Below are 25795 nucleotides of genomic sequence, written 5' to 3' on the forward strand. Positions count from 1 at the left end.
GGGATGCGCGGCCTGGCCGGCGTCGTTCGTTCGGACGACGTGAAAGCCGCTATTGTACTTGCCTTGCGAAGCACCCAGACGATCCGATGCCTGTGTCACCACGCCGTTCCTCCGCCGCCGTTGCCGCTTCCGCCGATCCGTTCGACGCGGACGATGCAGCGTTACCCGCGCAAAGTGCGGAGCCGCGCGCCGCCGCGCCGCGCCGCGCGGGTCCGAAGCGCGGCGCCGCCGGGCGGCTCGCGCAGCCGGCCGCCGCCGCGCCCGACGTCGAGCCGGGCCCGGGCGGCGACGCCGAGGCTGCCGGCGCGTCCGGCGCGAAGCGCAAGAAGAAGCCGGCCGTCGACAAACCGGTGAAGACCGCCGACAAGCTCGCGAAACTCGGCCTCACGCGCTCGATCGATCTCGTGTTGCATTTGCCGATGCGCTACGAGGACGAAACGACGCTCACGCCGATCGGCGAACTGCTGCCGGGCGGCATCGCGCAGACCGAGGGCGTGGTGTTCGACAACGAAGTCGCCTACCGGCCGCGGCGCCAGCTCGTCGTGAAGATCCGGGACGACGACGGCGAGCAGCTCGTGCTGCGTTTTCTCAATTTCTACGGCTCGCAGGTCAAGCAGATGGCCGTCGGCCAGCGGCTGCGCGTGCGCGGGGACGTGCGCGGCGGCTTCTTCGGGATGGAGATGGTGCATCCGGCCGTGCGCGTCGTCGAAGCCGACGCGCCGCTGCCGCAGGTGCTCACGCCCGTCTATCCGAGCACGGCCGGCGTGTCGCAGGCGTATCTGCGCAAGGCGATCGAGAACGCGGTCGAGCGCACGCCGCTGCCCGAGCTGCTGCCACCCGAGATCGAACGCGACTACCTGAAGCCGCTTGGCGTGCCGACGCTCGCGCAGGCCGTGCGGATCCTGCACCACCCCGGTGTCGATTCCGATGAAGCTGCGTTGATGGACGGCTCGCATCCGGCGTGGACACGCATCAAGTTCGAGGAGCTGCTCGCGCAGCAGCTGTCGCTCAAGCGTGCGCACGAGGAGCGCCGCACGCGCGCGGCGCCTGCGATGCCGCGCCGTACCGCGGCCGATGCCGGCGCGCTGACGACGCGTCTCTACGCGGCGCTGCCGTTCACGCTGACGGGCGCGCAGTCGCGCGTCGTCGACGAGATCGCGCACGACCTCACGCTCGCGCATCCGATGCAGCGGCTGCTGCAAGGCGACGTCGGCAGCGGCAAGACGGTCGTCGCGGCGCTGGCGGCCGCGCAGGCGATCGACGCCGGCTACCAGGCCGCGCTGATGGCGCCGACCGAAATCCTCGCGGAGCAGCACGCGCGCAAGCTGCGCGCGTGGCTCGAACCGCTCGGCGTATCGGTCGCATGGCTCGCGGGCAGCCTGAAGGCGAAGGAGAAGCGCGCGGCGATCGAGGCCGCGGCGCTTGGCACCGCGCAGCTCGTGATCGGCACGCACGCGATCATCCAGGACACGGTCGAATTCGCTCGGCTCGGCCTCGTGATCGTCGACGAGCAGCACCGCTTCGGCGTCGAGCAGCGTCTCGCGTTGCGCGCGAAGGCCGCGAATGCGGCCAACGGCGCGCGCGATTTCCAGCCGCACCAGCTGATGATGTCGGCCACGCCGATTCCGCGCACGCTCGCGATGACGTATTACGCGGATCTCGAGGTGTCGACGATCGACGAGTTGCCGCCGGGCCGCACGCCGGTGCTGACGCGCCTCGTCGGCGATGCGCGGCGCGAAGAGGTGATCGCCCGCGTGCGCGAGGCCGCCCTGACGGGGCGACAGGTGTATTGGGTGTGTCCGCTGATTGAGGAGAGCGAGACGCTGCAGCTGCAGACGGCCGTCGAAACCTACGAGACGCTCGCCGCCGCGTTGCCCGAGCTGAAGGTCGGGCTCGTGCACGGGCGGCTGTCGCCGGCCGACAAGGCGGCCGTCATGGAAGCCTTCACGCGCAACGAGGTGCAGTTGCTCGTCGCGACGACCGTGATCGAGGTCGGCGTCGACGTACCGAATGCGTCGCTGATGGTGATCGAGCACGCGGAGCGCTTCGGCCTCGCACAGCTGCATCAGTTGCGCGGCCGCGTCGGGCGCGGCACCGCGGCGTCGGTCTGCGTGCTGCTGTACACGGGCCCGCTTTCGCTGACCGGCCGCGAGCGGCTGAAGACGATGCGCGAGACCACCGACGGCTTCGAAATCGCGCGGCGCGACCTCGAAATTCGCGGTCCCGGCGAATTTCTCGGCGCACGCCAGTCCGGCGCGGCGATGCTGCGCTTCGCGAACCTCGAGACCGACGGCTGGTTGATCGACCCGGCACGCGATGCGGCAGCGCGGCTGATCGCCGCGTATCCCGACGTGGTCACGCAGCATCTCGCACGCTGGCTCGGCGCGCGGGAGCAGTATCTGAAGGCCTGATGCGCGTATTCAGGGACGGATTTAAACCGCCATTGAGCAGCGATCGGGCGCATCGCGATGCAGAGAAACTTGGCGAACCGGTGCCAACGGGTGTATAAATTAAACCTATCGCCTGTATATCTCTGATTGACCCACAATGACCCTGACTGAATTGAAATATATCGTCGCGGTCGCGCGCGAGCGGCATTTCGGTCGCGCGGCCGAAGCATGCTTCGTGAGCCAGCCGACGCTATCGGTGGCGATCAAGAAGCTTGAAGACGAGCTCAACGTGCAGATTTTCGAGCGCGGCGCGAGCGAAGTGAGCGTGACTCCGATCGGCGACCAGATCGTCACGCAGGCGCAGCGCGTGCTCGAGCAGACGTTCGCCATCAAGGAGATCGCGAAGCAGGGCAAGGATCCGCTCGTCGGCCCGTTCCGTCTCGGCGTGATCTATACGATCGGGCCGTACCTGCTGCCGACGCTCGTCAAGCAGATGATCCAGCGCGTGCCGCAGATGCCGCTGATGCTGCAGGAGAACTACACGCTGAAGCTGCTCGAACTGCTGAAGCAGGGCGAGATCGACGCCGCGATCATGGCGCTGCCCTTCCCCGAAACCGGTCTGATGGTGCGGCCGCTGTACGACGAGCCGTTCGTCGTCGCGCTGCCGGCCGGCCATCCGTGGGAGAAGCGCGACGAGATCGATGCCGAGGACCTGAAGCAGGAAACCATGCTGCTGCTCGGTAACGGTCATTGCTTCCGCGATCACGTGCTCGGCGTGTGCCCGGAGCTGATGCGCTTTTCGCAGACGGCCGACGGTATCCAGAAGACCTTCGAAGGCTCGTCGCTCGAAACGATTCGCCATATGGTCGCGAGCGGCGTCGGCATCACGGTGCTGCCGCGGATGTCGGTCGCCGAAATCGGCCCGCGTGCGAACGGTCCCGACGCCGAATTGCTGTCGTACGTGCCGTTCAACGAACCGGTGCCGGATCGTCGCGTCGTGCTGGTGTGGCGCAAGAGCTTCACGCGGATGCAGGCGATCGACGCGATCAGCGAGGCGATCGCCGCGTGCGAACTGCCGGGCGTCGCGAAGCTCGACATGCCGGCCACGATGAATTGAGCAAAGTGTGGTGCATCCAACGCAGGCCAATGAACGGGGTCAATCGACCCCGTTTATTTTTGCCTATCGCATAGATGAAATTTATCAAATTCAAATTGTCGATAGATGTAAATAGAATTACTTTCATGGATGGCGTTGGACCGGTGGTCCGATTTGCACGCTGAATGCAGGTGTCAAAGGAGGATGTCATGATGCGGTCGATATTGCAGCACGCGCAGCGGAACATCCCGTCGCGCGACGGGGTCGTAAATCGCGCGAGGGCCGCGGCCCGCAGCCTCCGCCCGATTGCGTTCGCGTATCTGGCGGACCGTGTGTATGGCGGATGAGTGCCGCTGCATGCGGGTTCCGTGTTCCCCGACTCACCGCCATTCAGCCATGAGGGAGCATTGCATGTCCGACGTCCCGCAGCCCGCATCGAAGGCCACACCGCCTGACACCCCGTAGCACGACGGGACCACCCTGTTCCGTTTCATCCCCCCGCGATGCTCCACGAACCGCGCCCGGCAAGTGGGGGCTTACGAGAAAGTAAAGGAGAAAAAGCATGTCGACCGAATCGAAATGTCCGTTCAACCATACGGCGGCCGGCGGCACGTCGAACAAGGACTGGTGGCCGAACCAGCTCAATCTCGACATCCTGCATCGGCACTCGGCGCTGTCCGATCCGATGGACAAGGATTTCGACTACGCGCAAGCGTTCAAGAAGCTCGACCTCGCAGCGGTGAAGCGCGACCTGCAGGCGCTGATGACAATGTCGCAGGACTGGTGGCCGGCCGACTTCGGCCACTATGGCGGCCTGTTCATCCGGATGGCGTGGCATAGCGCCGGCACATACCGGACCGCCGACGGCCGTGGCGGCGCGGGCGGCGGGCAACAGCGCTTCGCCCCGCTGAACAGCTGGCCGGACAACGGCAACCTCGACAAGGCGCGCCGGCTGCTGTGGCCGATCAAGCAGAAGTACGGCCGCAACATCTCGTGGGCCGACTTGTTGATCCTGACCGGCAACGTCGCGCTCGAATCGATGGGCTTCAAGACCTTCGGCTTCGCCGGCGGCCGCGTCGACACGTGGGAACCGGACGACGTCTACTGGGGTTCGGAAAAGATCTGGCTGGAACTGAGCGGCGGCCCGAACAGCCGTTACTCGGGCGACCGCGACCTCGAGAATCCGCTTGCGGCCGTGCAGATGGGCCTCATCTATGTGAACCCGGAAGGTCCGGACGGCAACCCCGACCCGGTCGCGGCGGCGCGCGACATTCGCGAAACGTTCGCGCGGATGGCGATGAATGACGAGGAGACGGTTGCGCTGATCGCCGGTGGCCACACGTTCGGCAAGACGCACGGTGCGGGTCCCGCATCGAACGTCGGCCCGGAACCGGAAGCGGCCGGCATCGAGCAGCAGGGTCTCGGCTGGAAGAGCACGTACGCATCGGGCAAGGGCCGCGACGCGATCACGAGCGGCCTCGAAGTCACGTGGACGTCGACGCCGACGAAGTGGAGCAACGATTTCTTCAAGCACCTGTTCAGCTACGAATGGGAACTGACGAAGAGCCCGGCCGGCGCGCACCAGTGGGTCGCGAAGGGCGCCGACGAAGTGATTCCGGATGCGTTCGATCCGGCGAAGAAGCATCGCCCGACGATGCTGACGACCGACCTGTCGCTGCGTTTCGACCCGGCCTACGAGAAGATCTCGCGCCGTTTCCACGAGAATCCGGCCGAATTCGCCGACGCGTTCGCGCGCGCCTGGTTCAAGCTCACGCACCGCGACATGGGCCCGCGCGCCCGCTATCTCGGCCCTGAAGTGCCGGCCGAGGAACTGCTGTGGCAGGACCCGATTCCGGCCGTCGATCACGCGCTGATCGACGACGCCGACGTCGCGGCGCTGAAGGCGAAGGTGCTTGCATCGGGCCTGTCGGTCGCACAGCTCGTGTCGACCGCATGGGCGTCGGCCTCGACGTTCCGCGGTTCGGACAAGCGCGGCGGCGCGAACGGTGCGCGCATCCGCCTGGCGCCGCAGAAGGACTGGGAAGTGAACCAGCCGGCCGCGCTTGCGACGGTGCTCGAGACGCTGGAAGGCGTGCGCAAGGCATTCAACGATGCGCAGACGGGCGGCAAGAAGGTGTCGCTCGCCGACCTGATCGTGCTGGCCGGTGCAGCCGGCGTCGAACAGGCCGCCAGGAACGCGGGTGTCGCGGTGACGGTGCCGTTCGCACCGGGCCGGATGGACGCGTCGCAGGAGCAGACCGATATCGACGCGATGGCCGTGCTCGAGCCGGTCGCGGACGGCTTCCGCAACTACCTGAAGCGCGCGTACAAGACCCCGGCCGAGGCGCTGCTGGTCGACAAGGCGCAGCTGTTGACGCTGAGCGCGCCGGAGATGACGGTGCTCGTCGGCGGCCTGCGTGTGCTCGGCGCGAACGTCGGTGACGCAAGGCACGGCGTGTTCACCGACCGTCCGGGCTCGCTGACCAACGACTTCTTCGTGAACCTGCTCGACATGGGCACGGAGTGGAAGCCGGTGTCGGCCGCAAACGACGTGTTCGAAGGGCGCGATCGAGCGTCGGGCCAGGTCAAGTGGACCGGTACGCGCGTCGACCTGATCTTCGGTTCGCACTCGCAGTTGCGCGCGCTTGCCGAGGTGTACGGCAGCGCGGACGCGAACGAGAAGTTCGTGCGCGATTTCGTCGCGGCCTGGAACAAGGTGATGAACCTCGATCGCTTCGACCTCGCATGAATGTCGCGATGCGGTAACGCAGTCACGCTGTAACGTGAAACGGCCGGTCGCACGACCGGCCGCTTCTTCTTCCAATATCGTGTCGAAGGAGAGACGACCATGACGCAAATGATGCTGAACATGCGCACCGCGTTCACGCCGGCCGAGTGGGCGCGGCGCATCGTCGGTGTCGCGATCGTCGTCGGCGGTGCGGCCGAGCTGGGCTCGCAGGCGCTGCACGCGCTCGCGCCGCTCGTGTCGAGCGCTGGCGGCTGAGCGCGCGAGTCGCCGGCCGCGCCGCCGGCAAGTCGCGAACGGATGCCGTGCGACGCGGCATGCGGATTGCTCGACGCATTTTCTCCGGTTCAACATTTCGAATGAGGAGTCCAGAAGATGGCCAGGAAAGGCAATGCCACGCAGATCAACATCGGCATCAGCGACAAGGACCGCAGGAAGATCGCGGACGGCCTGTCGCGTCTGCTTGCCGATACGTTCTCGCTGTACCTGAAAACCCACAACTTCCACTGGAACGTCACGGGTCCGATGTTCAACACGCTGCACCTGATGTTCGAAGAGCAGTACAACGAACTATGGCTTGCGGTCGACTCCGTCGCCGAGCGTATTCGCACGCTCGGCGTCGTCGCGCCGGGCACGTTCGCGGATTTCGCGAAGCTGTCGTCGGTGCCGGAAGCGAACGGTGTGCCGGCGGCCGAAGAGATGATTCGTCAACTCGTCGAAGGGCACGAGACGGTCGTGCGCACCGCGCGCGAAATCTTCCCGATCGCCGATGCGGCAAGCGACGAGCCGACCGCCGACCTGCTGACGCAGCGCCTGCAGACGCACGAAAAGACCGCGTGGATGCTGCGGTCGCTGCTCGCGTAAGTTCGATGCGGCCGGTCGCCCGCGTGCGGCCGGCATCGGCGGACAGTACGATCGCGAATCGGGGCCGGGTCGCCTGCCTGCCGCACATCCGTCCCTTGATTGGCGCGTGCGACCGCCCCCGGCCGCTTGCCGCGGGCCGGAACGGCCCACGCGCATGTCGCGGCGCGCGGTCGCGGGCCATCCCGACATGACGCGAACCGCGGCTCGGCTCTAAAATGCCGGGATTATCTTCCCGGTGCTTCGCCATGCTCGCCCGCTTTCCCCTGTATCTGCGGCTCGTCCGGATGGACAAGCCGATCGGCAGCCTGCTGCTGCTCTGGCCGACGCTCAACGCACTGTGGATCGCGTCGGACGGCCGTCCGCGCTGGCCGCTGATCGTGATCTTCGCGCTCGGCACGCTGCTGATGCGCTCGGCCGGCTGCGCGATGAACGACTATGCCGACCGCGATTTCGATCGCCACGTGAAGCGCACGGCCGATCGGCCGCTGACGTCCGGCAAGATCCGCGCATGGGAAGCCGTCGCGATCGCGGTGGTGCTGTCGTTCATCGCGTTTTTGCTGATCCTGCCGCTTAACACGCTGACGAAGGAGCTGTCGGTCGTCGCGTTGTTCGTCGCCGGTTCGTATCCGTTCATGAAACGGTTCTTCGCGATTCCACAGGCGTATCTCGGCATCGCGTTCGGCTTCGGCATCCCGATGGCGTTCGCGGCCGTGCAGGACACGGTGCCGATGCTCGCGTGGGTGATGCTGATTGCAAATATTTTCTGGTCGGTCGCGTACGACACCGAATACGCGATGGTCGATCGCGACGACGACATCAAGATCGGCATTCGCACGTCCGCGCTGACGTTCGGCCGCTTCGACGTCGCGGCCGTGATGGCATGCTATGCGATGACGCTCGGTATCTACGTATGGATCGGCATGACGCTCGGATTCGGTCTCGCATATTGGGCCGGCTGGGCGGCGGCGGTCGGCTGTGCGCTGTATCACTACACGCTGATCAAGGGGCGCGAGCGGATGCCGTGCTTCGCGGCGTTCCGGCACAACAACTGGCTGGGTGGCGTGCTGTTCGCGGGAATCGCCGCGCATTACCTGCTGGCGGGTGCGACCGGCAACTGAAGCGGTGCGCGCGCTGGCGCGATGCCAACAAAAAAGCGGCCTCGGCCGCTTTTTTGTTGGCGGTGCCGGGAATGCACCGCGTTGGTCGTTGCGCTTACGCGCGGCCGAGCTCGTCGCCCATTTCCCTGGCGCGTGCCTCGGCGGCAAGCGCGCCGCGCACGATCGCTTCCTTCACGCCCTGCGCATCGAACGACGCGAGCGCGGCGGCCGTCGTGCCGCCCTTCGACGTCACGCGCTCGCGCAGCACGCTCGCCGGCTCGCCCGATTGCGCGGCCAGTTGCGCGGCGCCCGCGAACGTGGCGACCGCGAGCGCGCGGCCCTGTTCGTCGTTCATGCCGAGGCGGCGCGCGGCTTCCTGCAGCGCTTCGATGAAATAGAACACGTAGGCCGGGCCGCTGCCCGAGATTGCCGTGACCGCGTCGAGCTGCGCTTCGTCGTCGAACCACACGATTTCGCCGACCGCGCCGAGCACGTTCGACGCGAGCTCGCGACCGGCCGCGTCGACGCCCGGCAGCGCGGCGAGACCCGTCACGCCCATGCCGACCAGTGCGGGCGTGTTCGGCATCGTGCGCACGACGCGCGCGTAGTCGCCGAGCCAGCGGGCGAGGTCGGCGCCGCGGATGCCCGCCGCGATGCTGATCACGAGCTGCGATTTCAAATGCGGCGCGAGCGCCTGCGCGACGTCCTTCAGCACCTGCGGTTTCACCGCGAGCACGATCGCGTCGTAGTCGGCGAGCGTCGCGTCGATGGCGGCACCGGTGCCGATGCCGAACTGCTGCGCCGCGCGCGCGCGGACGTCCTCGTTGACGTCGATGGCATACAGGCCGTCAGCGCCGACGCCGCGCTTGATCAGGCCGCCGATGAGGGCCGCGGCCATGTTGCCGCCGCCGATGAATGCGATTTTCATGATGTCCGATTGAGCAGGTAAGTGAACGGAAAGGCGGGAAAGGGCAGCGCTCAGTGCGAATAGTCGCGCGCGCCGAAGATCGCGGTGCCGACGCGCACGATCGTCGCGCCTTCGAGCACCGCGGCTTCGAGATCGGCGGACATGCCCATCGACAACGTGTCGAGCGGCAGGCCTTCGGCGCGCAATGCGTCGAACAGCGCGCGCAGCGCGCGATGCGGCACGCGTTGCGCGTCGGTATCGCCGGCCGGCTCGGGAATCGCCATCAGGCCGCGCAGGCGAAGTGCCGGCAGCGCGGCGACCGCGCGCGCGAACTCGGCCACGTCGGCCGGCGCGACGCCGCTCTTCGACGCCTCGCCGCTGATGTTTACCTGCACGCACACGTTGAGCGGCGGCAGGTGCGCGGGACGCTGTTCGGCGAGGCGCTGCGCGATCTTCAGCCGGTCGATCGAATGGACCCAGTCGAACCGTTCGGCGACCGGGCGCGTCTTGTTCGATTGCAGCGGCCCGATGAAATGCCATTCGAGGTTCGCGCGAAGATCGGCGAGCGCGTCGATCTTGTCGATCGATTCCTGCACGTAGTTCTCGCCGAACGCGCGTTGTCCGGCCGCATGCGCGGCGCGCACGTCGTCGGCGGGAAAAGTCTTCGACACGGCGAGCAGCGAGACGGCGGCGGGATCGCGGCCGGCGGCGCGGGCGGCGTCGGCGATGCGGCGGTGAACGGAGTCGAGACGAGCGGCGAAGTCGGACATGACGGGCACGGAAGCAGGCACGGGAAGCGAGTACGGCGGCGAGTACGGTGACGAATGCGGCACGGCACGCGCCGCTTCGATTCGCCCATTATACGGATGCCGACGCGGACGCCGACGCCGCGCTACCCGTACAGCAGATGCTCGACCAGCTGGATCCAGTGCGTGACCGGTATCTGCGCGCCGCTTTGCAGATGCGCGATGCAGCCGACGTTGCCGGACACGATCATCTGCGGCTCGAGCGCCTGCAGCTTTAGCAGCTTCTGCTTGCGCAGCCGGTACGACAGCGACGGCTGCGTGAGCGAATAGGTGCCGGCCGACCCGCAGCACAGATGGCTGTCGGCCGGCAGCCGCACGTCGATGCCGAGCGTCTCGAGCAGGCGCTCGACCTTGCCGCGCGACTGCTGGCCGTGCTGCAGCGTGCACGGCGGGTGATATGCGACGGTATGGATCGCGCGGCGCCGCGCAAGCGTCGAGATCTCGGTCTCGAACGCGAGCAGCACGTCGGAGATGTCGCGCGTCAGCGCGCCGATGCGCTGCGCCTTTTCCGCATAGGCCGGATCGTCGCGCAGCAGGTGCGCGTATTCGAGCACCGTCGCGCCGCAGCCCGATGCATTCATCACGATCGCCTCGGCGCCTTGCTCGACGTACGGCCACCACGCGTCGATGTTGCGGCGCGCGTCGTCGAGCGCTTCATCGTGATAGTTCAGGTGCAGGCGGATCGCGCCGCAGCAGCCCGCTTCGGGCGCGACGACCGTCTCGATGCCGAGCGCGTCGAGCACGCGCGCGGTCGCGATGTTGATGTTCGGCAGCATCGACGGCTGCACGCAGCCGGCGAGCATCAGCATCTTGCGCGGATGCGTGCGCTGCGGCCATTCGAGCAGCCGCGTGCGCGGCGGCACCTTGTCGCGCAGCCGTTTCGGCAAGAGCGGCCGCACGTGCTGGCCGAGCCGCATGACCGGCGAGAACAGCGCCGCGTTCGGCACGAGGCTCGCGAGCACGCGGCGCACGAGCCGTTGCTGCACGGGGCGCTGCACTTGCGCTTCGACGTGCTTGCGGCCGATCTCGACGAGCCGGCCGTACTGGACACCCGACGGGCAGGTCGTCTCGCAGCTGCGGCAGGTGAGGCAGCGGTCGAGGTGCTGCTGCGTGCTGCGCGTGACGGGCGCGCCTTCGACCATCTGCTTGATCAGGTAGATGCGGCCGCGCGGGCCGTCGAGTTCGTCGCCGAGCAACTGGTAGGTCGGGCACGTCGCGGTGCAGAAGCCGCAATGCACGCACTTGCGCAGGATCGCGTCGGCCTCGTCGCCGTCGGGCGTGTTGCGGATGAAATCGGCGAGGTTCGTTTGCATCGAGCCCTCAGAGATCAGGATAGAGCCGGCCGCGATTGAAGATGCGCGCGGGATCGAACGCAGTCTTCAGCCCGCGGTGAATCTTCATCAGCGGCGCGGGCAGCGGCGTGAACACGCCCGCGCTGCGGTCGTAGGAATCGCCGGCGCGGAACAGCGTCGCATGGCCGCCGGCCTGCTTCGCGCTCATGCGCACCGTTTGCGCATCGGCGTCGGTGATCCACCAGCGCTGCGCGCCGCCCCATTCCATCAACTGGGTGCCGGGCAGGTGCATCGGTTCGGTGATCGACGGCAGCGCGAGGCGCCACAGCGCATAGCCGGGCGGAATGCCATTGAAGAATGGATCCGTGTGCTCGCGCAGGCCGGCCCAGAAGCGCTCGGCCTCGACCGCGTCGACGACTTCGCCGCCGAGCAGCGTCTTCGCCGATTTCACGGCGGCCTCGGCGCCCGACAGCCGCAGCACCAGCGTGCCGTTGCGCCATGCGCTGGCGCTGACGGGCAGCGGATGGCCGCCCCATTCGTTGAGCTTGCGCACCGCGTCCGTCGCGGTCATCTCGAACTTCAGCGTGACTTCAGCGACCGGCACCGGCAGCACCTTGATCGACAGGTCGAGCATCAGCCCGAGCGTGCCGAGCGAGCCGGCCATCAGCCGCGACACGTCGTAGCCGGCGACATTCTTCACGACCTGTCCGCCGAAGCGCAGCACTTCGCCGCGCCCGTTCATCAGCGTGACGCCGAGCACGAAATCGCGTGGCGCGCCGCAGGTCGCGCGACGCGGGCCCGCGAGGCCCGCCGCGATGCAGCCGCCGACGGTGGCCGCGCGGCCAAAATGCGGCGGCTCGAACGGCAGCATCTGGCCGCGCTCGGCGAGGACGGTTTCAAGCTGCGCGAGCGGCGTGCCCGCGCGGACCGTGACGACGAGCTCGGCCGGGTCGTACGACACGACGCCCTGAAATGCGCGCGTGTCGAGTATTTCGCCGTCCAGCGCCTGGCCGTACCAGTCCTTGGTGCCGCCGCCGCGAATCCGCAGCGGCCGGCCGTCGGCACTGGCGGCACGGATGCGCTCGGCCCATCCGGCGACGATGTCGTCCTCTTCCATGTTCTGTTGCTGCCTCGTTGTTGTCCGGTCGATTGTACCGGGGTGGCGCGAATCCACATCGCGACTATCCCTAAGCCCGGTATGGCGAAGGCACGCAGCCGCCGCGCGCACGATCGGCGCGGGCGGGGCGGCACATCGCGGCCCGCGCGTCGACACGGGCCGCGCAACCGTGCGGCGCTCAGAAGCGCGGCAGGTCGGGGTGCGGCAGCAGCCCCCCGCGCACGTGCTGGCGGCCGTACTCCGCGCAACGCGCGCGGGTCGGGATGCCCTTGTCGGGATTGAGCAGCCCGGCCGGATCGAACGCGCGCTTGACCGCGAAGAACGCATCGCGCTCCTGCGGCGAGAACTGTACGCACATCGAATTGAGCTTTTCGATGCCGACGCCGTGCTCGCCCGTCACGCTGCCGCCGAATTCCACGCAGCACTCGAGGATTTCCGCGCCGAACTGTTCGGCGCGGTGCAGTTCGTCCGGATCGTTCGCGTTGTAGAGGATCAGCGGATGCATGTTGCCGTCGCCGGCATGGAACACGTTGATGCAGCGCAGCCCGTAGCGCGTCTCGAGTTGTTCGATGCGCGCGAGCAGCGGGCCGATCGCGCGGCGCGGCACGGTGCCGTCCATGCAGTAATAGTCGGCGGAAATGCGCCCGGCGGCCGGAAACGCGTTCTTGCGGCCGGACCAGAAGCGCAGCCGCTCGCTTTCGTTGCGCGACACCTGGATGCGCGTCGCGCCATGTTCGCGCAGCACGGCCGTCATGCGGACGATTTCCTCCGCGACCTCCTCGGGCGTGCCATCCGATTCGCACAGCAGGATTGCCTTCGCGTCGACGTCGTAGCCCGCGTGCGTGAACGCCTCGACGGCCTGCGTGGCCGGCTTGTCCATCATTTCGAGCCCGGCCGGGATGATGCCCGCCGCGATGATCGCGGCGACCGCCTCGCCGCCCTTCACGACATCGTCGAAGCTCGCCATCACGAGCTGCGCGGTCTGCGGTTTCGGGATCAGCTTCACCGTGACCTCGGTGACGATCGCGAACATCCCTTCGCTGCCGATCATCACCGCGAGCAGGTCGAGGCCCGGCGTGTCGAGGCCGAGCGAGCCGAATTCGACGATCTCGCCGTCGATCGTGACCGCGCGCACGCGCATCACGTTGTGCACCGTCAGCCCGTATTTCAGGCAGTGGACACCACCGGAATTTTCCGCGACGTTGCCGCCGATCGTGCAGGCGATCTGCGACGAAGGATCGGGTGCGTAGTAGAGCCCGTAAGGCGCGGCGGCTTCCGAAATCGCGAGGTTGCGCACGCCGGGCTGCACGGTGGCGGTGCGCGCGTACGGATCGACCTCGACGATGCGCGTGAAGCGTGCGAGCGACAGCACCACGCCGTTTCCGATCGGCAGCGCGCCGCCGGACAGGCTCGTGCCGGCGCCGCGCGGCACGATCGGCACCTCCATGCGTCGGCAGATCTGCACGATCCGCTGCACCTGCGATTCGGTTTCGGGCAGCGCGACCGCGAGCGGCAGCCGGCGATACGCGGACAGGCCGTCGCATTCGTACGGGGCGGTGTCTTCGTCGCGGAACAGCAGGCAATGCGTCGGCAGCACGGCCATCAGCGCCTGCACGACTTCGCGCTGGCGCTGGGCGCGCATCGCGCTCGACAGTTCGACGGAAGCGTTCATGGAGTCTCCTGCGGGCGGCGCGGCTGCGCGCTGCCGTGTCAGCACGTGAAGATCTTGCCGGGATTCATCAGGTTGCGCGGATCGAGCGCGAGCTTGATCGCGCGCATCGCGTCGATCGCGTTATCGCCGTGCTCCTTCGGCAGGAAGCGCATCTTGTGCAGGCCGACGCCGTGCTCGCCGGTGCAGGTGCCGCCGAGGCGCAGCGCGCGTTCGACGATCCGGTCGTTGATGCGTTCGGCTTCGTCGATTTCCTCTGGCTTGTCGGGGTCGATCAGGATCGCGACGTGGAAATTGCCGTCGCCGACGTGGCCGACGATCGGGCAGGGCAGCGACGATGCGCGCAGGTCGGCTTCGGTTTCCTCGACGCAGGCGGCGAGCTGCGAGATCGGCACGCACACGTCGGTCGTCACCGCGCGGCAGCCGGGTTTCAGTTGCAGCATCGCGAAGTACGCGTTGTGACGCGCGGCCCAGAGCCGCGTGCGATCCTCGGGGCGGGTCGCCCATTCGAAGCCCTGGCCGTTGTTCTGGCCCGCGAGCGTCTGCACGAGCTCGGCCTGTTCCTTCACGCCGGCTTCGGTGCCGTGGAATTCGAAGAACAGCGTCGGCGCTTCGGTGAGCGTCAGGTTCGAGTGGCGGTTGATCGATCGCACGGCGAGCGAGTCGACGAACTCGACGCGCGCGATCGGCACGCCGATCTGGATCGTCTCGATCACGGTGCGCACCGCGTCGCCCATCGACGGGAACGTGCAGATCGCGGCCGACACGGCTTCGGGCAGCGGATGCAGGCGCAGCGTGATCTCGGTGATCACGCCGAGCGTGCCTTCGGAGCCGACGAACAGCCGCGTGAGGTCGTAGCCGGCCGACGACTTGCGCGCGCGCGAGCCCGTCTTCACGACACGGCCGTCGGCCAGCACGGCCGTGAGGCCGAGCACGTTCTCGCGCATGGTTCCATAGCGCACGGCGTTGGTGCCCGATGCGCGAGTCGCGGTCATTCCGCCGATGCTGGCGTCGGCGCCCGGATCGATCGGGAAGAACAGGCCGGTGTCGCGCAGCGCTTCGTTGAGCGCCTTGCGCGTGATACCCGGTTCGACCGTGACGGTCAGGTCTTCCGCGTTGATCGACAACACGCGGTTCATTTCCGACAGGTCGAGCGAGACGCCGCCGCGCACGGCGAGCAGGTGGCCTTCGAGCGACGAGCCGGCGCCGTACGGGATCAGCGGCACGCTGTAGAGCGCGCACAGCGACACAACTTCGCGAACTTCGTCGGCGTTGTGGGCGAATACGACGGCGTCGGGCAATTGCGGGTCGAACGGCGATTCGTCGCGGCCGTGATGGGCGCGCACGGCATCGGCGGTCGACACGCGCTCGCCGAAGGCGGCGCGCAGCGCATCGAGCATGGCGGGGGGCAGCGGGCGGCGCGCGGTGGCCGGCGGGGCAGGGTGATTCACGAATGTCTCCTGTCGACTGCTTGTCAAACTTTCGGCCCATTCTACGCTGTAACGCCCGCTGCGCCCGCCGCCGCGGGCTGCGATAATCGCGTTCCTACGCAACCGGGCCGCATCACGGCCGCGCACGAAAGGACATTCGCATGGGCAACCGCTTGAGCAAGATCGCGACGCGCACGGGCGACGACGGCACCACCGGCCTCGGCGACGGACGGCGCATCGGCAAGGACGACGCGCGGATCGTCGCGATCGGCGACGTCGACGAACTGAACTCGAACCTCGGCGTGCTGCTCGCCGAGCCGCTGCCGGACGACGTGCGCACTGCGCTGGTCACGGTCCAGCACGACCTGTTCGATCTCGGCGGCGAGCTGTGCATTCCCGGCCATGCGGTACTCGACGACACGCACCTCGCGCGCCTCGACCGGTGGCTCGCCGACTACAACGCGACGCTGCCGCCGCTGAAGGAATTCATCCTGCCGGCCGGCTCGCGCGCGGCGTCGCTCGCGCACGTGTGCCGGACGGTGTGCAGGCGCGCCGAGCGCTCGATCGTCGCGCTCGGGCGTACCGACACGCTCAATGATGCGCCGCGGCGTTACGTGAACCGGCTGTCGGACCTGCTGTTCGTGCTGGCGCGCGTGCTGAACCGCGCGGACGGCGGGGCGGACGTGCTGTGGGAGCGCGGGCGCGCCCGCTGACGCCCGGCAGCGTTTTTGCGCGGTGCGACAATTTGCCCGAGGGAGATCGATTTTTAAACATGTATTGTATGTGCATGTTTAACGGAGAGAACGAGCATGACCCACATCACCGCTGACCAAATGGCCCGTGTGAAGGCCACCGCCCCCGTCCTGGCCGAGCATGGCGCGACGATTACGAAGCATTTCTATCAGCGCATGTTCGCGCGTCATCCGGAACTGAAGAACCTGTTCAACCAGACGCACCAGAAGACCGGCAGCCAGCCCGAAACCCTGGCGAAGGCCGTCTACGCGTATGCGGCGAACATCGACAATCTCGGCGTGCTCGGCGGCGCGGTGTCGCACATCGCGCACAAGCACGCAAGCCTGAACATCCGCCCCGAGCATTACCCGATCGTCGGCGAGAACCTGCTCGCGTCGATCGTCGAAGTGCTCGGGGACGCGGTCGATGCGGAGACGCTCGAGGCATGGCGCGTCGCGTACGGCCAGCTCGCGCAGATCCTGATCGGCGCGGAGGCCGACCTCTACGCGGGCGCCGCGTGGAGCGGTTTCCGTCCGTTCAAGGTCGCCCGCAAGGTGCGTGAAAGCGACGAGATCACCTCGTTCTACCTGACACCCGCCGACGGCGGCGAGGCGCCGACCTTCGAGCCGGGCCAGTACATCACGGTGAAGCGCTTCGTCGGCGACCTCGGCGTCGATCAGCCGCGTCAGTACAGCCTGTCCGACGCGCCGCACGGCAAGTGGCTGCGCATCTCGGTGAAGCGCGAGGCCGGCCAGCCGGAGGCCATCCCGCCCGGCAAGGTGTCGACGCTGATGCATGACGGCGTGGAGGAGGGCGCGATCGTCGAAGTGACCGCGCCGATGGGCGAATTCTCGCTGAAGCGCGGCGTCGATACGCCGGTGGTGCTGATCTCCGGCGGCGTCGGCCTGACGCCGATGGTGTCGATGGCATCGACGCTGGTCGGCGAAGGCAGCACGCGCGAGGTGCGGTTTGTCCACGCATGCCGGTCGGGCGCGGTGCATGCGTTCCGCGACTGGCTGAACGATACGGTGCGCGAACGCGCGAACGTAAAGCGCACGGTGCTGTACGAGCTGGTCGGCCCGAACGACCGGGGCGGCGTCGATCACGACCTCGAAGGGCGCCTGACGCCGGAGCGCGTGAAGCAATACGCGCTGGTGCCGGATGCCGACTACTACGTCTGCGGCCCGATCGCGTTCATGAAGGCGCAACGCGACGCGCTGGTCGCGCTGGGCGTCGAGCCGGAACGCATCAATACCGAGATCTTCGGTTCGGGTGCGCTCGAGTGAGATCCTGACGGCGGTTCCCGCCAACGAAGAGGCCCGGCGCGAGCCGGGCCTTGTTCATTGCAGCGCGGGCCGCAGGCCGCGGGCGGCATGCGCCGCCTCGGCCCTGTCGGCGCTCAGTTGCCGCTGCCGCGCGCGACGCGCCGTGCCTTCACCGATTCCGCGAGGCCTTCGAGCACCTTCACGCTGTCGTCCCACGCGATGCACGCATCGGTGATGCTCTGGCCGTAGGTCAGCGGGCAGCCTTCCTTCAGGTCCTGACGCCCCTCGACGAGGTGCGACTCGATCATCACGCCGACAATGCGCTCGTCGCCGGCCGCAACCTGGCGGCCGATGTCCGCGCACACGGGGATCTGGTTCTCGTGCTTCTTCGAGCTGTTCGCGTGGCTCGCGTCGATCATCAGGCGCGCGGCGAGGCCGGCCTTGCCGATGTCAGCGCAGGCGGCGTTCACGCTGTCCGCGTCGTAGTTCGGCGTCTTGCCGCCGCGCAGGATCACGTGGCAGTCCTCGTTGCCGGCCGTTGACACGATCGCCGAGTGACCACCCTTGGTCACCGACAGGAAATGGTGCGGCTGCGATGCGGCCTTGATCGCGTCGACCGCGATCTTCACGTTGCCGTCGGTGCCGTTCTTGAAGCCGACAGGGCACGACAGTCCCGACGCGAGCTCGCGGTGCACCTGCGACTCGGTCGTGCGCGCGCCGATCGCGCCCCACGAGATCAGATCGGCGATGTACTGCGGGCTGATCATGTCGAGGTACTCGGTCGCGGCCGGCAGCCCCATCTCGTTGATCTGCAGCAGCAGTTCGCGCGCGGTGCGCAGCCCTTCGTTGATCTTGAAGCTGTTGTCGAGGTGCGGATCGTTGATGAGCCCCTTCCAGCCGACCGTCGTGCGCGGCTTTTCGAAGTACACGCGCATCACGATTTCCAGCTCGCCCTTGAAGCGCTCGCGCTCCTTCACGAGCCGCCCCGCGTACTCGATCGCCGCCTTCGTATCGTGGATCGAGCACGGCCCGATCACGACGATCAGCCGGTCATCCATCCCGTGCAGGATGCGGTGCATCGACTGGCGCGAATTGTAGATCAGCTCGGACGCGGCCTCGGAGCATGCGAATTCGCGGATCAGGTGGGCGGGCGGCGTCAGTTCCTTGAGTTCGCGAATGCGGACGTCGTCGGTGTTGTGCGGGGGCATGCTGTTTCTCCTAATTTTGCGGGCGCCGTTCGGTTAGTGCGCGTGCGGCAGATTCATCAATTCAAGCGATTCAGTGATTTCGGTCGGGGCCGCGGGATCCGCTGGGGCGGCGACCGGGTGGCGAAGGGCGAAAAAAAACCGCCGGGTTCGCCGGCGGTTTTTTCGGGAATTTCGGTTGCGCTTTACGCGCCATCAACCCTCTCGATCCGCCAGCGGTCTGAGATGCCAAAAAAAGTAAAAATAAAACTTGGCGGACATGACGGAGATTTGGTTCGTCAAAAAAGTTGATTCGGAATTTATACCCGGTCGCCGGCCCGCTGGCAACCGGGGGTGCTCGAAAATGCGGACAATCCGCGCGTTTCTGTCAAAATGCGCGGATTATCTGCGCCGCGATGCGGTTATGCCGTACCGCCGACCGTCATCTTGTCGATCCGCAGGGTCGGCTGGCCGACGCCGACCGGCACGCTCTGACCTTCCTTGCCGCACACGCCGACGCCCGAGTCGAGCGACATGTCGTTGCCGATCATGCTCACGTACTTCAGCGATTCCGGGCCGCTGCCGATCAGCGTCGCGCCCTTCACCGGGTACGTGATCTTGCCGTTCTCGATCATGTATGCCTCGGACGCCGAGAACACGAACTTGCCGTTCGTGATGTCGACCTGGCCACCGCCGAAGTTCACCGCGTACAGGCCGTTCTTCACCGACGCGATGATCTCCTGCGGATCCTTGTCGCCGTTCAGCATGTACGTGTTGGTCATGCGCGGCATCGGCAGCGCCGCATACGACTCGCGCCGTGCGTTGCCGGTGACGGGCATCTTCATCAGGCGCGCGTTCAGCGTGTCCTGGATGTAGCCCTTCAGGATGCCGTCCTCGATCAGCGTCGTGCACTGCGTCGGGTTGCCTTCGTCGTCGATGTTCAGCGAGCCGCGGCGATTCGGCAGCGTGCCGTCGTCGACCACCGTCACGCCCTTCGCGGCGACCTGCTCGCCGATGCGGCCGGCGAACGCCGACGAGCCCTTGCGGTTGAAGTCGCCCTCGAGGCCATGGCCGATCGCCTCGTGCAGCAGCACGCCCGGCCAGCCCGGCCCGAGCACGACCGTCATCGCGCCGGCCGGGGCCGGGCGCGCGTCGAGATTCACGAGTGCCGCGTGCACGGCATCGTCGACGTAGCGCGACAGCACTTCGTCGGTGAAGTAGCCGTAGTCGAAGCGACCGCCGCCGCCGCCGGAGCCGATCTCGCGGCGGCCGTTCTGTTCGGCGATCACCGTGACCGACACACGCACGAGCGGGCGGATGTCGGCCGCGAGCGCGCCGTCGCTGCGCGCGACCAGCACGACGTCGTATTCGCCGGCGAGGCCCGCCATCACCTGCGTGACGCGCGGGTCGCGCCCGCGCGCCATTTGCTCGATGCGCTCGAGCAACTTGACCTTGGCCGTTGCATCGAGCGACGCGAGCGGATCGGACGGCAGGTACAGGTCGCGGCCCGAGATGCCCTTCAGCGAAGTCGCGGCCTTGATCTTCTGGCGGCCACCGCCGGCCGCCGCGATCGCCTTGGTGGCCGCGGCCGCCTGGGCGATCGCCTCCGGCGACAGGTCGTCCGAGTACGCGAACGCGGTGCGGTCGCCCGCGACCGCGCGCACGCCGACGCCTTGATCGATGCTGAAGCTGCCCGACTTCACGATGCCTTCCTCGAGGCTCCACGCTTCGCTGCGGGTCGCCTGGAAGTACAGGTCCGCGTAGTCGACGCGATGCGTGAAGATGTCGGCGATCGTGCGCGTGAGCAGGCTCTCGTCGAGGCCGTACGGCGTGAGGAGGATGTCCTTCGCCAGCGCAAGATTGCGGATGCCGGGTTCGATGATGTTCATGCGGGTATCGAGGGTTCTCAAAAAGTTGTCGGGTGCGTTCTGGGCAGATGGGTTGGCCGGGCGGCGTTTCAAGCGCCGGGGCAGCGGTTCAGGCCAGCACGCGATGCCGCCACGCGGGCAGGCTCTGGCGCACATCGGCGATGCGCTGCGGATCGAGCGCGCCGGTCACGACGCTCGCGCCTTCGTCGCGGACCGCGACGATCTCGCCCCACGGGTCGATCAGCATGCTGTGGCCCCAGGTGCGCCGGCCGTTCTCGTGCTTGCCGCCTTGCGCGGCCGCGAGCACATAACACTGGTTCTCGACGGCCCGCGCGCGCAGCAGCATGTCCCAGTGCGCGCGGCCCGTCGTATACGTAAACGCCGATGGCACGACGATCAGCGCGCAGTCGCCCATCCTGCGATACAGCTCCGGAAAGCGCAGATCGTAACAGACCGACAGGCCCACCCGCCCGAACGGCGCGTCGAACGCGACGACGGTGTCGCCCGCGCGGATCGTGCGCGCCTCGTCGAACGATTCGTCGCCTTTCTCGAAGTTGAATAGGTGGATCTTGTCGTAGCGCGCTGCTTCGTGGCCGGTCGGGTCGAATACGAGCGTCGTGTTCAGCACGCGATCGGGTTCGGGCGCCTTCAGCGGCAGCGTGCCGCCGATCACCCAGATGCCGTGACGGTGCGCGGCCTCCGAGAGGAAGCGCTGGATCGGGCCGTCGCGGTAGGGTTCGGCGAGCGCGAGCTTGTCGGTGTCGCGATGGCCCATGAAGCAGAAATACTCGGGCAGCAGCACGAGCTGCGCGCCGTCGCCGGCCGCTTCCGCGATCAGGCGGCCGGCTTCGGCGAGATTGCGTGCGACGTCCGGCGTGCTCACCATCTGCAGCGCGGCGACCCGAAAGGGTGTGGCGGAACGGGTGTGATCGGTCATCGCTGGATCGATTGCGTCATAAATGGGGTGCGGCCCGGCACCCTGCGCGCGTCAGTGGTTTGCCGCATCGGCCGGACCGTGATTCATCTTACCCTGATCGCTCCGCACCCGCTCGATGTGCGGATGCGCCCACGAGCCGGTGATCGCGTAGTCGAGCGCGAACGCGTGCGACAGCGTCTCCGACAGCGCGTAGTTCGCGGCCAGCACGCCGACACCGAGCAGCGGATTGATGATCGCGGCCGCGATCGCGGCCGTGCCGGCGCCGATCTTCGGCGCGACGTGCGCGTGCAGATCCTGCGTCTCGGTGCCGAGGTCGACCGCGCCGCGCACGGTCACGTTCGCCGGCGCGGTCGTCATCGAGAAGTCGTCGGTGCGTGCGATCCCGTTCGAGATCCGGCTGGTGCCCGTGATCTTGTCGAACGGCAGTCCCTTGCCGATCACGTCGCGGAAGTTCAGCGTCAGGAAGCGCGCGAGACTTTGCAGGCTCAGCACGCCGAGCAGTTTCGCGGCGCCCGGATCGACCTTCAGGATCTGGCCGTGCTCCAGGTCGAGCGCGACCTGGCCGCCGAGCGACGGGAGGTCGACCGCGGTGGGGCCGCCGCGCCAGCCGACCTTGCCGGTCACCGTGCCGTGGCCGTCCGCCAGCGTGCGCGGCAGGCCGACGAGGTCGAGCAGCGCGCCCGCGTTGCCGACGTCGAGCTTGAAGTCGAACACGCTGCGGCGCGGCGCATCGTTTTCGTCGACGCCGCGAGCCAGCGCGCGGCGGGACGTGCGCCAGTTGCCGGTCGCCGTCAGCTTCGCGGCCGGGTTCGCCAGTTCGAGCTTGTCGAGCTGCCACACCGGCGCGCCGTCTTCGTCGATGTTGCGCGCATTGACGACGAGCCGACCGATGTCGTGATCGCGTGCAACGACCTGGTCGACGATCAGGTCGACCGACGGCATCGGCCGGTCGGTCGGCGTCGGCAGGTTCATCGCGCGGCCGACGAGGTCGTGCTGCGCGCTCTGCGGAATCACGAGCTTCGCGAGCCGTGCGTTCAGCACGCCGGCTCCGTTGTGGCCGCCGCCCGGCGCCCACGACAGGTAGCCCGATACCTGGTTGGAAGCGATGTTGGCCTGCCACAGCTCGTCGACGTGCGACGCGCCGACGATCACGTTTTCCCAGTTGCGCTTGAGCAGCTTCAGCGTGCCGAAGTGAAGCGCGAAGCGCTTCGGCGTAAAGCTCGCGATGTCGACGCGCGGCGCGGCTTGCGGCTCCTGCGTGCGCGGCGTGTCGTGCTGCAGCGTGCGGGCCAGTGCGAGCCAGGCGTCGGCGTCGAGTTCGTCGACGTCGACGGCGGCGCTCACGCCGTCCTGCGGCAGATCGGGCATCCGGTGGATGCCCATCGCGCCGCGCGCCGCGCGCAGCGGCTGGCCGGGCGTCGCGTCGAGCAGGTAGGTCGCGGACACGGGGCCGAGTGTCAGGTCGGCATGCTCGAGGCGCTTGCCGCCCGCCTGGGCGGCCGGCTGCAGCGTGAAGCGGAATGGCATCGGCGTGCCGGCCGGTTTCGCGAACGGCGCCGGGAAGTTGAGCGCGACGCCCGTCAGGTCCGAACGCGCGGTGACCTCCGGCAGTCGGCCCGGCGCGCCGCGCACGGCGATCTGGTACGGCGCGTCGCCGACCACGTGCTCGAGCAGCGCCGCGGCCGTGCCGCGCAGATTCAGGCCGCGCGCGGCGTCGAGCGCGAGCTTGCCGTCGACGTCCACCGCGTACGGGCCGTGCGACTGGAAGTTGCCGTTCGCGCGCACCGGACCGCCAAGGAAGCGCGCCGACAGGCCGTGCAGCGATGCACCGGCCTCGGTGAAGCCCACGCTGCCGCGCAGCGCGGACAGCGGCGGCAAGCCGTCGGTCGACAGCGTGTTGCCGCCGAACGCGAGTGCGCCTTCGACGTGGGTATGCGGATGCGGAACGTGCTGCGGAATCGTGATCTTGAGCGCGAGCGCCGCAGGCCCCTGCGCATCGATCCGCTGGCCGATGTGTCCGCTCATCGAGCCGAGCGAGCTGTTGTCCGCGTAGTCGATCAGGTCCGCGAGCGGGCCTTGCGCATGGCCGTCGATGACGAGCGGCGATTTCGACGGGTTGCCGAGATCGTCGATCCGGCCGGCGACCTTCGTCAGCGCGACGCGCTTGTAGTGCGCGCGCGCGATGTCGAAGCGCAGCTTGTTCTGCGCGAGCTCGAACACGCCGTCGATTCCGTCGAGTGCGGGCCACACGCTCGGCGTGCCGTTCGCGAGCTTGCGCGGCGGGTACGGCGTCGGCTCGAAGCGGCCGCCGGTGAACGGCGCGACGATATGGAACACCCCGGCGTCCGGCTCGTGTTCGAACGGGAATTTCTCGAGCGGGCCGCGGGCGACGATCGACGCGCCCTTCGTCACCTGGCCATTCTGCAGCGCATGGCCGAGATAGGTGCGCAGGTGCTCGGACATCCCGGTCGGCAGGTAGCGTGGAATGCGCGCCACCGACGCGCGCGCGAAATCCGCGCGCAAGTCGAGCGAGCCGCGGCCGTGGCCGGGGTTCGTGTACGAGCCCGACACCGCGATTTCCGCATCGGGGTTCGCGACGAACAGGTCGGGCAGCGTCACGTCGACACGCGCGTGCTTTTCGCCCGGCGCCGGCGTGATCACCCATTTCGCGTTGCCGCGCAACCGGTCGAAGGTGAGGCGTGGCTCGTCGAATTCGCCGGGCACCGTGACCGCCGCGTTGACCGTGTCGAAGTGCGCGGCGCCGCCCGTCTCGTTCGCGTCGACGCGGCCCCACAGGTTCTCGACGCCCGGCCAGCCGGCGCGCGGATGGCCGCGCGGCGAGAGGCCCGGGGGCGGCTCCTGCGCGGCGAAGCTGATGCCCTGCAGGTCGCCGAGGAAGCGGTAGCGGACGATCGGTGCGGCGCCGGTGCGGCGCTCTTCGTCGGCGAGCTCGGCCCGCGCCGGCTTCGCGCGTTCGACCTCGATGTGATAATTCGACACCATCCCGCGCGGGTCGAGCTTGATCAGTTCGTTGCGCAGCCGTGCCGGCAGCGGCAGCCCGCGGATGAACTCGCTCAGAATGCCGAGATCGACGCGGTCGCCGACGACGCTCAGGAGTTGCCCCTGGTCGGCGGCCGGCACGCGGTAGCGGGCGGTCAGCGTCGACAGCGCGAGCGAGCGGGCGAGCGGCGTGCCGTCCGGCAGTGGCGGCTGGCCGAGCTCCGCGTTGAAGCGCGTCAGGTGCAGCGTGTAGTCGCGGCCGGTGTCCAGCGCCATGTCCCAGCCGAAGCCGACCGTCGGCACGTCGAGGCGTGGCTGGGTCGGCCGCACGCGCAGCACGACGTCGGCGCCCTGCAGGTCGCCGCCGGCGGAGCGCAGGTGGCCGTCCTGGAAGGTCGCCCAGATTGCGTTGTCGATTCGGCCCGCATGGATCGTGAGCGGGATGTCGAGATAGCGACCAAGCGTCTGCAGGTCGACCGGGCCGGTCGACAGATACGCATCGCCGGTCCAGTTCGTCGGCTTGCCGATCGGCGCGAGCGGCTTGTGCCGGAAGCGCGCGCGGAAATCGAGCGGGCCGAGCAGCAGCGTGCCGTTCGCGGGCGCCTGCAGCGCGGCCTTGTGCTCGCGGCCGTGGTTGAGCACCGCGAGGCGGATGCCGGACAGCGCGAGCTCCGGTGCGTTGTGCTGCGCGTCGCGCCAGCGCAGCGTGCCATTGCGCAGCACGATCGCTTCCTGCTTCAGCAACCAGGTGCTGAACGTGTCGTTGCCGCCATGGGTGGTCGCGACGCCGACGCCCGCGATGCTCAGCGAGCCGTCGGTCGCGCGCGCGACGACCAGATCCGGATGGTCGACGATCAGGCTCGACAGCGCGGGCGACAGCCGCAACAGCGACATCCACGACAGCGCAGCAGTCGCGTGCGGAACCGACAGCGCGATCTGGCCGTCACGGCCGCGAATGGTGAGGTTGGCGACTTCGACGCCCGGCTGCATGCCGGACCAGTGGGGAGACAGTTTGCCGATCGAAAGCTGCGCGTGGAGCTTGTCGGAGACCGCGCGCTCGATGCGCGGGCGAAATTCGTCGATGCGCGGCAGCACCACGTAGCGCAACCCGAGGAACGCGCCGGCCGCGACGAAGTAGGTGCCGATCCCGACTGCCAGCGTCACCCTGAACACGCGACGCAGGACCGGATGATCGTGCTTCGGAGGTCCCGCTTCGGGCTCAGCTACGGCGGATTCCTGACGGTCGGACATGCGGCGGAAGGGCGGCGATATGGTAGTTTTGCAGACTGACGTTGAAATGTATCACAGGGGTTCGTGCCGGCGGCCGTCGCGGCAGCGCGGCACGGGCTTTCCGGCGCGCGGTTTTCGCGGCGGCGCATCCGCGTCGCGACACCG

The 25795-nt window shown here is 68.0% G+C and carries 19 protein-coding genes; 9 read left to right on the forward strand and 10 right to left on the reverse strand.

Features of this window, described 5'->3' with window-relative positions:
* Window positions 1-86: 86 nt before the first annotated feature.
* The 6 genes from recG (at window position 87) to ubiA (ending at window position 8214) form a co-directional block, all read left to right on the forward strand.
* The gene (gene recG / locus WI26_RS03110) at window positions 87-2411 is read left to right on the forward strand and encodes an ATP-dependent DNA helicase RecG (RefSeq protein ID WP_069225150.1); all 2325 of its coding nucleotides are present in this window, start codon (window positions 87-89) and stop codon (window positions 2409-2411) included.
* Window positions 2412-2547: 136 nt separating this feature from the next.
* Complete coding sequence (locus WI26_RS03115; protein WP_069225151.1) at window positions 2548-3507, forward strand: hydrogen peroxide-inducible genes activator; 960 nt, start codon at window positions 2548-2550, stop codon at window positions 3505-3507.
* A gap of 541 nt (window positions 3508-4048) precedes the next feature.
* Window positions 4049-6235 (forward strand): catalase/peroxidase HPI, encoded by a 2187-nt coding sequence (gene katG / locus WI26_RS03120; protein WP_069225152.1) that lies wholly within the window; start codon window positions 4049-4051, stop codon window positions 6233-6235.
* Between the two features lie 99 nt (window positions 6236-6334).
* The gene (locus tag WI26_RS32595; protein ID WP_167359228.1) at window positions 6335-6490 is read left to right on the forward strand and encodes a hypothetical protein; all 156 of its coding nucleotides are present in this window, start codon (window positions 6335-6337) and stop codon (window positions 6488-6490) included.
* Window positions 6491-6607: 117 nt separating this feature from the next.
* Window positions 6608-7096 (forward strand): non-specific DNA-binding protein DpsA, encoded by a 489-nt coding sequence (gene dpsA, locus WI26_RS03125; protein WP_059465436.1) that lies wholly within the window; start codon window positions 6608-6610, stop codon window positions 7094-7096.
* Between the two features lie 245 nt (window positions 7097-7341).
* Window positions 7342-8214, forward strand: coding sequence for a 4-hydroxybenzoate octaprenyltransferase (gene ubiA, locus WI26_RS03130; protein ID WP_069225153.1), 873 nt, complete (start codon window positions 7342-7344; stop codon window positions 8212-8214).
* Window positions 8215-8308: 94 nt separating this feature from the next.
* Here the strand turns inward: ubiA and proC are convergent, their stop codons facing one another.
* From proC to WI26_RS03160, 6 genes are all read right to left on the reverse strand, one after another.
* Window positions 8309-9121: a pyrroline-5-carboxylate reductase gene (proC, locus tag WI26_RS03135; RefSeq protein WP_059465438.1), complete on the reverse strand. Its 813-nt coding sequence runs from the start codon at window positions 9119-9121 to the stop codon at window positions 8309-8311.
* A gap of 50 nt (window positions 9122-9171) precedes the next feature.
* Complete coding sequence (locus WI26_RS03140) at window positions 9172-9870, reverse strand: YggS family pyridoxal phosphate-dependent enzyme (protein WP_059465439.1); 699 nt, start codon at window positions 9868-9870, stop codon at window positions 9172-9174.
* 122 nt (window positions 9871-9992) lie between these two features.
* Complete coding sequence (gene glcF, locus WI26_RS03145) at window positions 9993-11219, reverse strand: glycolate oxidase subunit GlcF (protein ID WP_069225154.1); 1227 nt, start codon at window positions 11217-11219, stop codon at window positions 9993-9995.
* A 7-nt stretch (window positions 11220-11226) separates the two neighbouring features.
* Window positions 11227-12315, reverse strand: coding sequence for a glycolate oxidase subunit GlcE (glcE, locus tag WI26_RS03150; protein WP_059451313.1), 1089 nt, complete (start codon window positions 12313-12315; stop codon window positions 11227-11229).
* Window positions 12316-12493: 178 nt separating this feature from the next.
* Window positions 12494-13987: an FAD-linked oxidase C-terminal domain-containing protein gene (locus WI26_RS03155; protein WP_069225155.1), complete on the reverse strand. Its 1494-nt coding sequence runs from the start codon at window positions 13985-13987 to the stop codon at window positions 12494-12496.
* A gap of 38 nt (window positions 13988-14025) precedes the next feature.
* Window positions 14026-15435, reverse strand: a complete 1410-nt coding sequence (locus tag WI26_RS03160; protein WP_069225156.1) for an FAD-binding oxidoreductase — start codon at window positions 15433-15435, stop codon at window positions 14026-14028.
* A gap of 140 nt (window positions 15436-15575) precedes the next feature.
* Between WI26_RS03160 and WI26_RS03165 the strand changes: the two genes are divergently transcribed.
* Both WI26_RS03165 and hmpA read left to right on the forward strand, forming a co-directional pair.
* Complete coding sequence (locus WI26_RS03165; RefSeq protein WP_059538314.1) at window positions 15576-16127, forward strand: cob(I)yrinic acid a,c-diamide adenosyltransferase; 552 nt, start codon at window positions 15576-15578, stop codon at window positions 16125-16127.
* A gap of 96 nt (window positions 16128-16223) precedes the next feature.
* Window positions 16224-17432 (forward strand): NO-inducible flavohemoprotein, encoded by a 1209-nt coding sequence (gene hmpA / locus WI26_RS03170; protein WP_069225157.1) that lies wholly within the window; start codon window positions 16224-16226, stop codon window positions 17430-17432.
* 113 nt (window positions 17433-17545) lie between these two features.
* On the opposite strand, the gene aroG is transcribed toward hmpA, so the two are convergent.
* A complete protein-coding gene (gene aroG, locus WI26_RS03175) occupies window positions 17546-18619 on the reverse strand; it encodes a 3-deoxy-7-phosphoheptulonate synthase AroG (protein ID WP_059465445.1) in 1074 nt (357 codons plus the stop codon).
* A gap of 42 nt (window positions 18620-18661) precedes the next feature.
* On the opposite strand from aroG, the gene WI26_RS30765 reads away from it, so the two are divergent.
* Complete coding sequence (locus WI26_RS30765; protein WP_167359224.1) at window positions 18662-18907, forward strand: hypothetical protein; 246 nt, start codon at window positions 18662-18664, stop codon at window positions 18905-18907.
* 110 nt (window positions 18908-19017) lie between these two features.
* Here WI26_RS30765 and tldD read toward each other — a convergent pair whose 3' ends face one another.
* From tldD to WI26_RS03190, 3 genes are all read right to left on the reverse strand, one after another.
* On the reverse strand, window positions 19018-20484 hold the full coding sequence (tldD, locus tag WI26_RS03180; protein ID WP_059451318.1) for a metalloprotease TldD: 1467 nt from the start codon (window positions 20482-20484) through the stop codon (window positions 19018-19020).
* An 88-nt stretch (window positions 20485-20572) separates the two neighbouring features.
* Entirely contained in the window at window positions 20573-21400 is an 828-nt protein-coding gene (locus WI26_RS03185; protein ID WP_059465446.1) for a carbon-nitrogen hydrolase family protein, read from the reverse strand.
* A gap of 51 nt (window positions 21401-21451) precedes the next feature.
* Window positions 21452-25651, reverse strand: a complete 4200-nt coding sequence (locus tag WI26_RS03190; protein ID WP_069225158.1) for a YhdP family protein — start codon at window positions 25649-25651, stop codon at window positions 21452-21454.
* Between the last annotated feature and the right edge of the window lie 144 nt (window positions 25652-25795).

The organism is Burkholderia diffusa, assembly GCF_001718315.1.
Classification (GTDB): domain Bacteria; phylum Pseudomonadota; class Gammaproteobacteria; order Burkholderiales; family Burkholderiaceae; genus Burkholderia; species Burkholderia diffusa_B.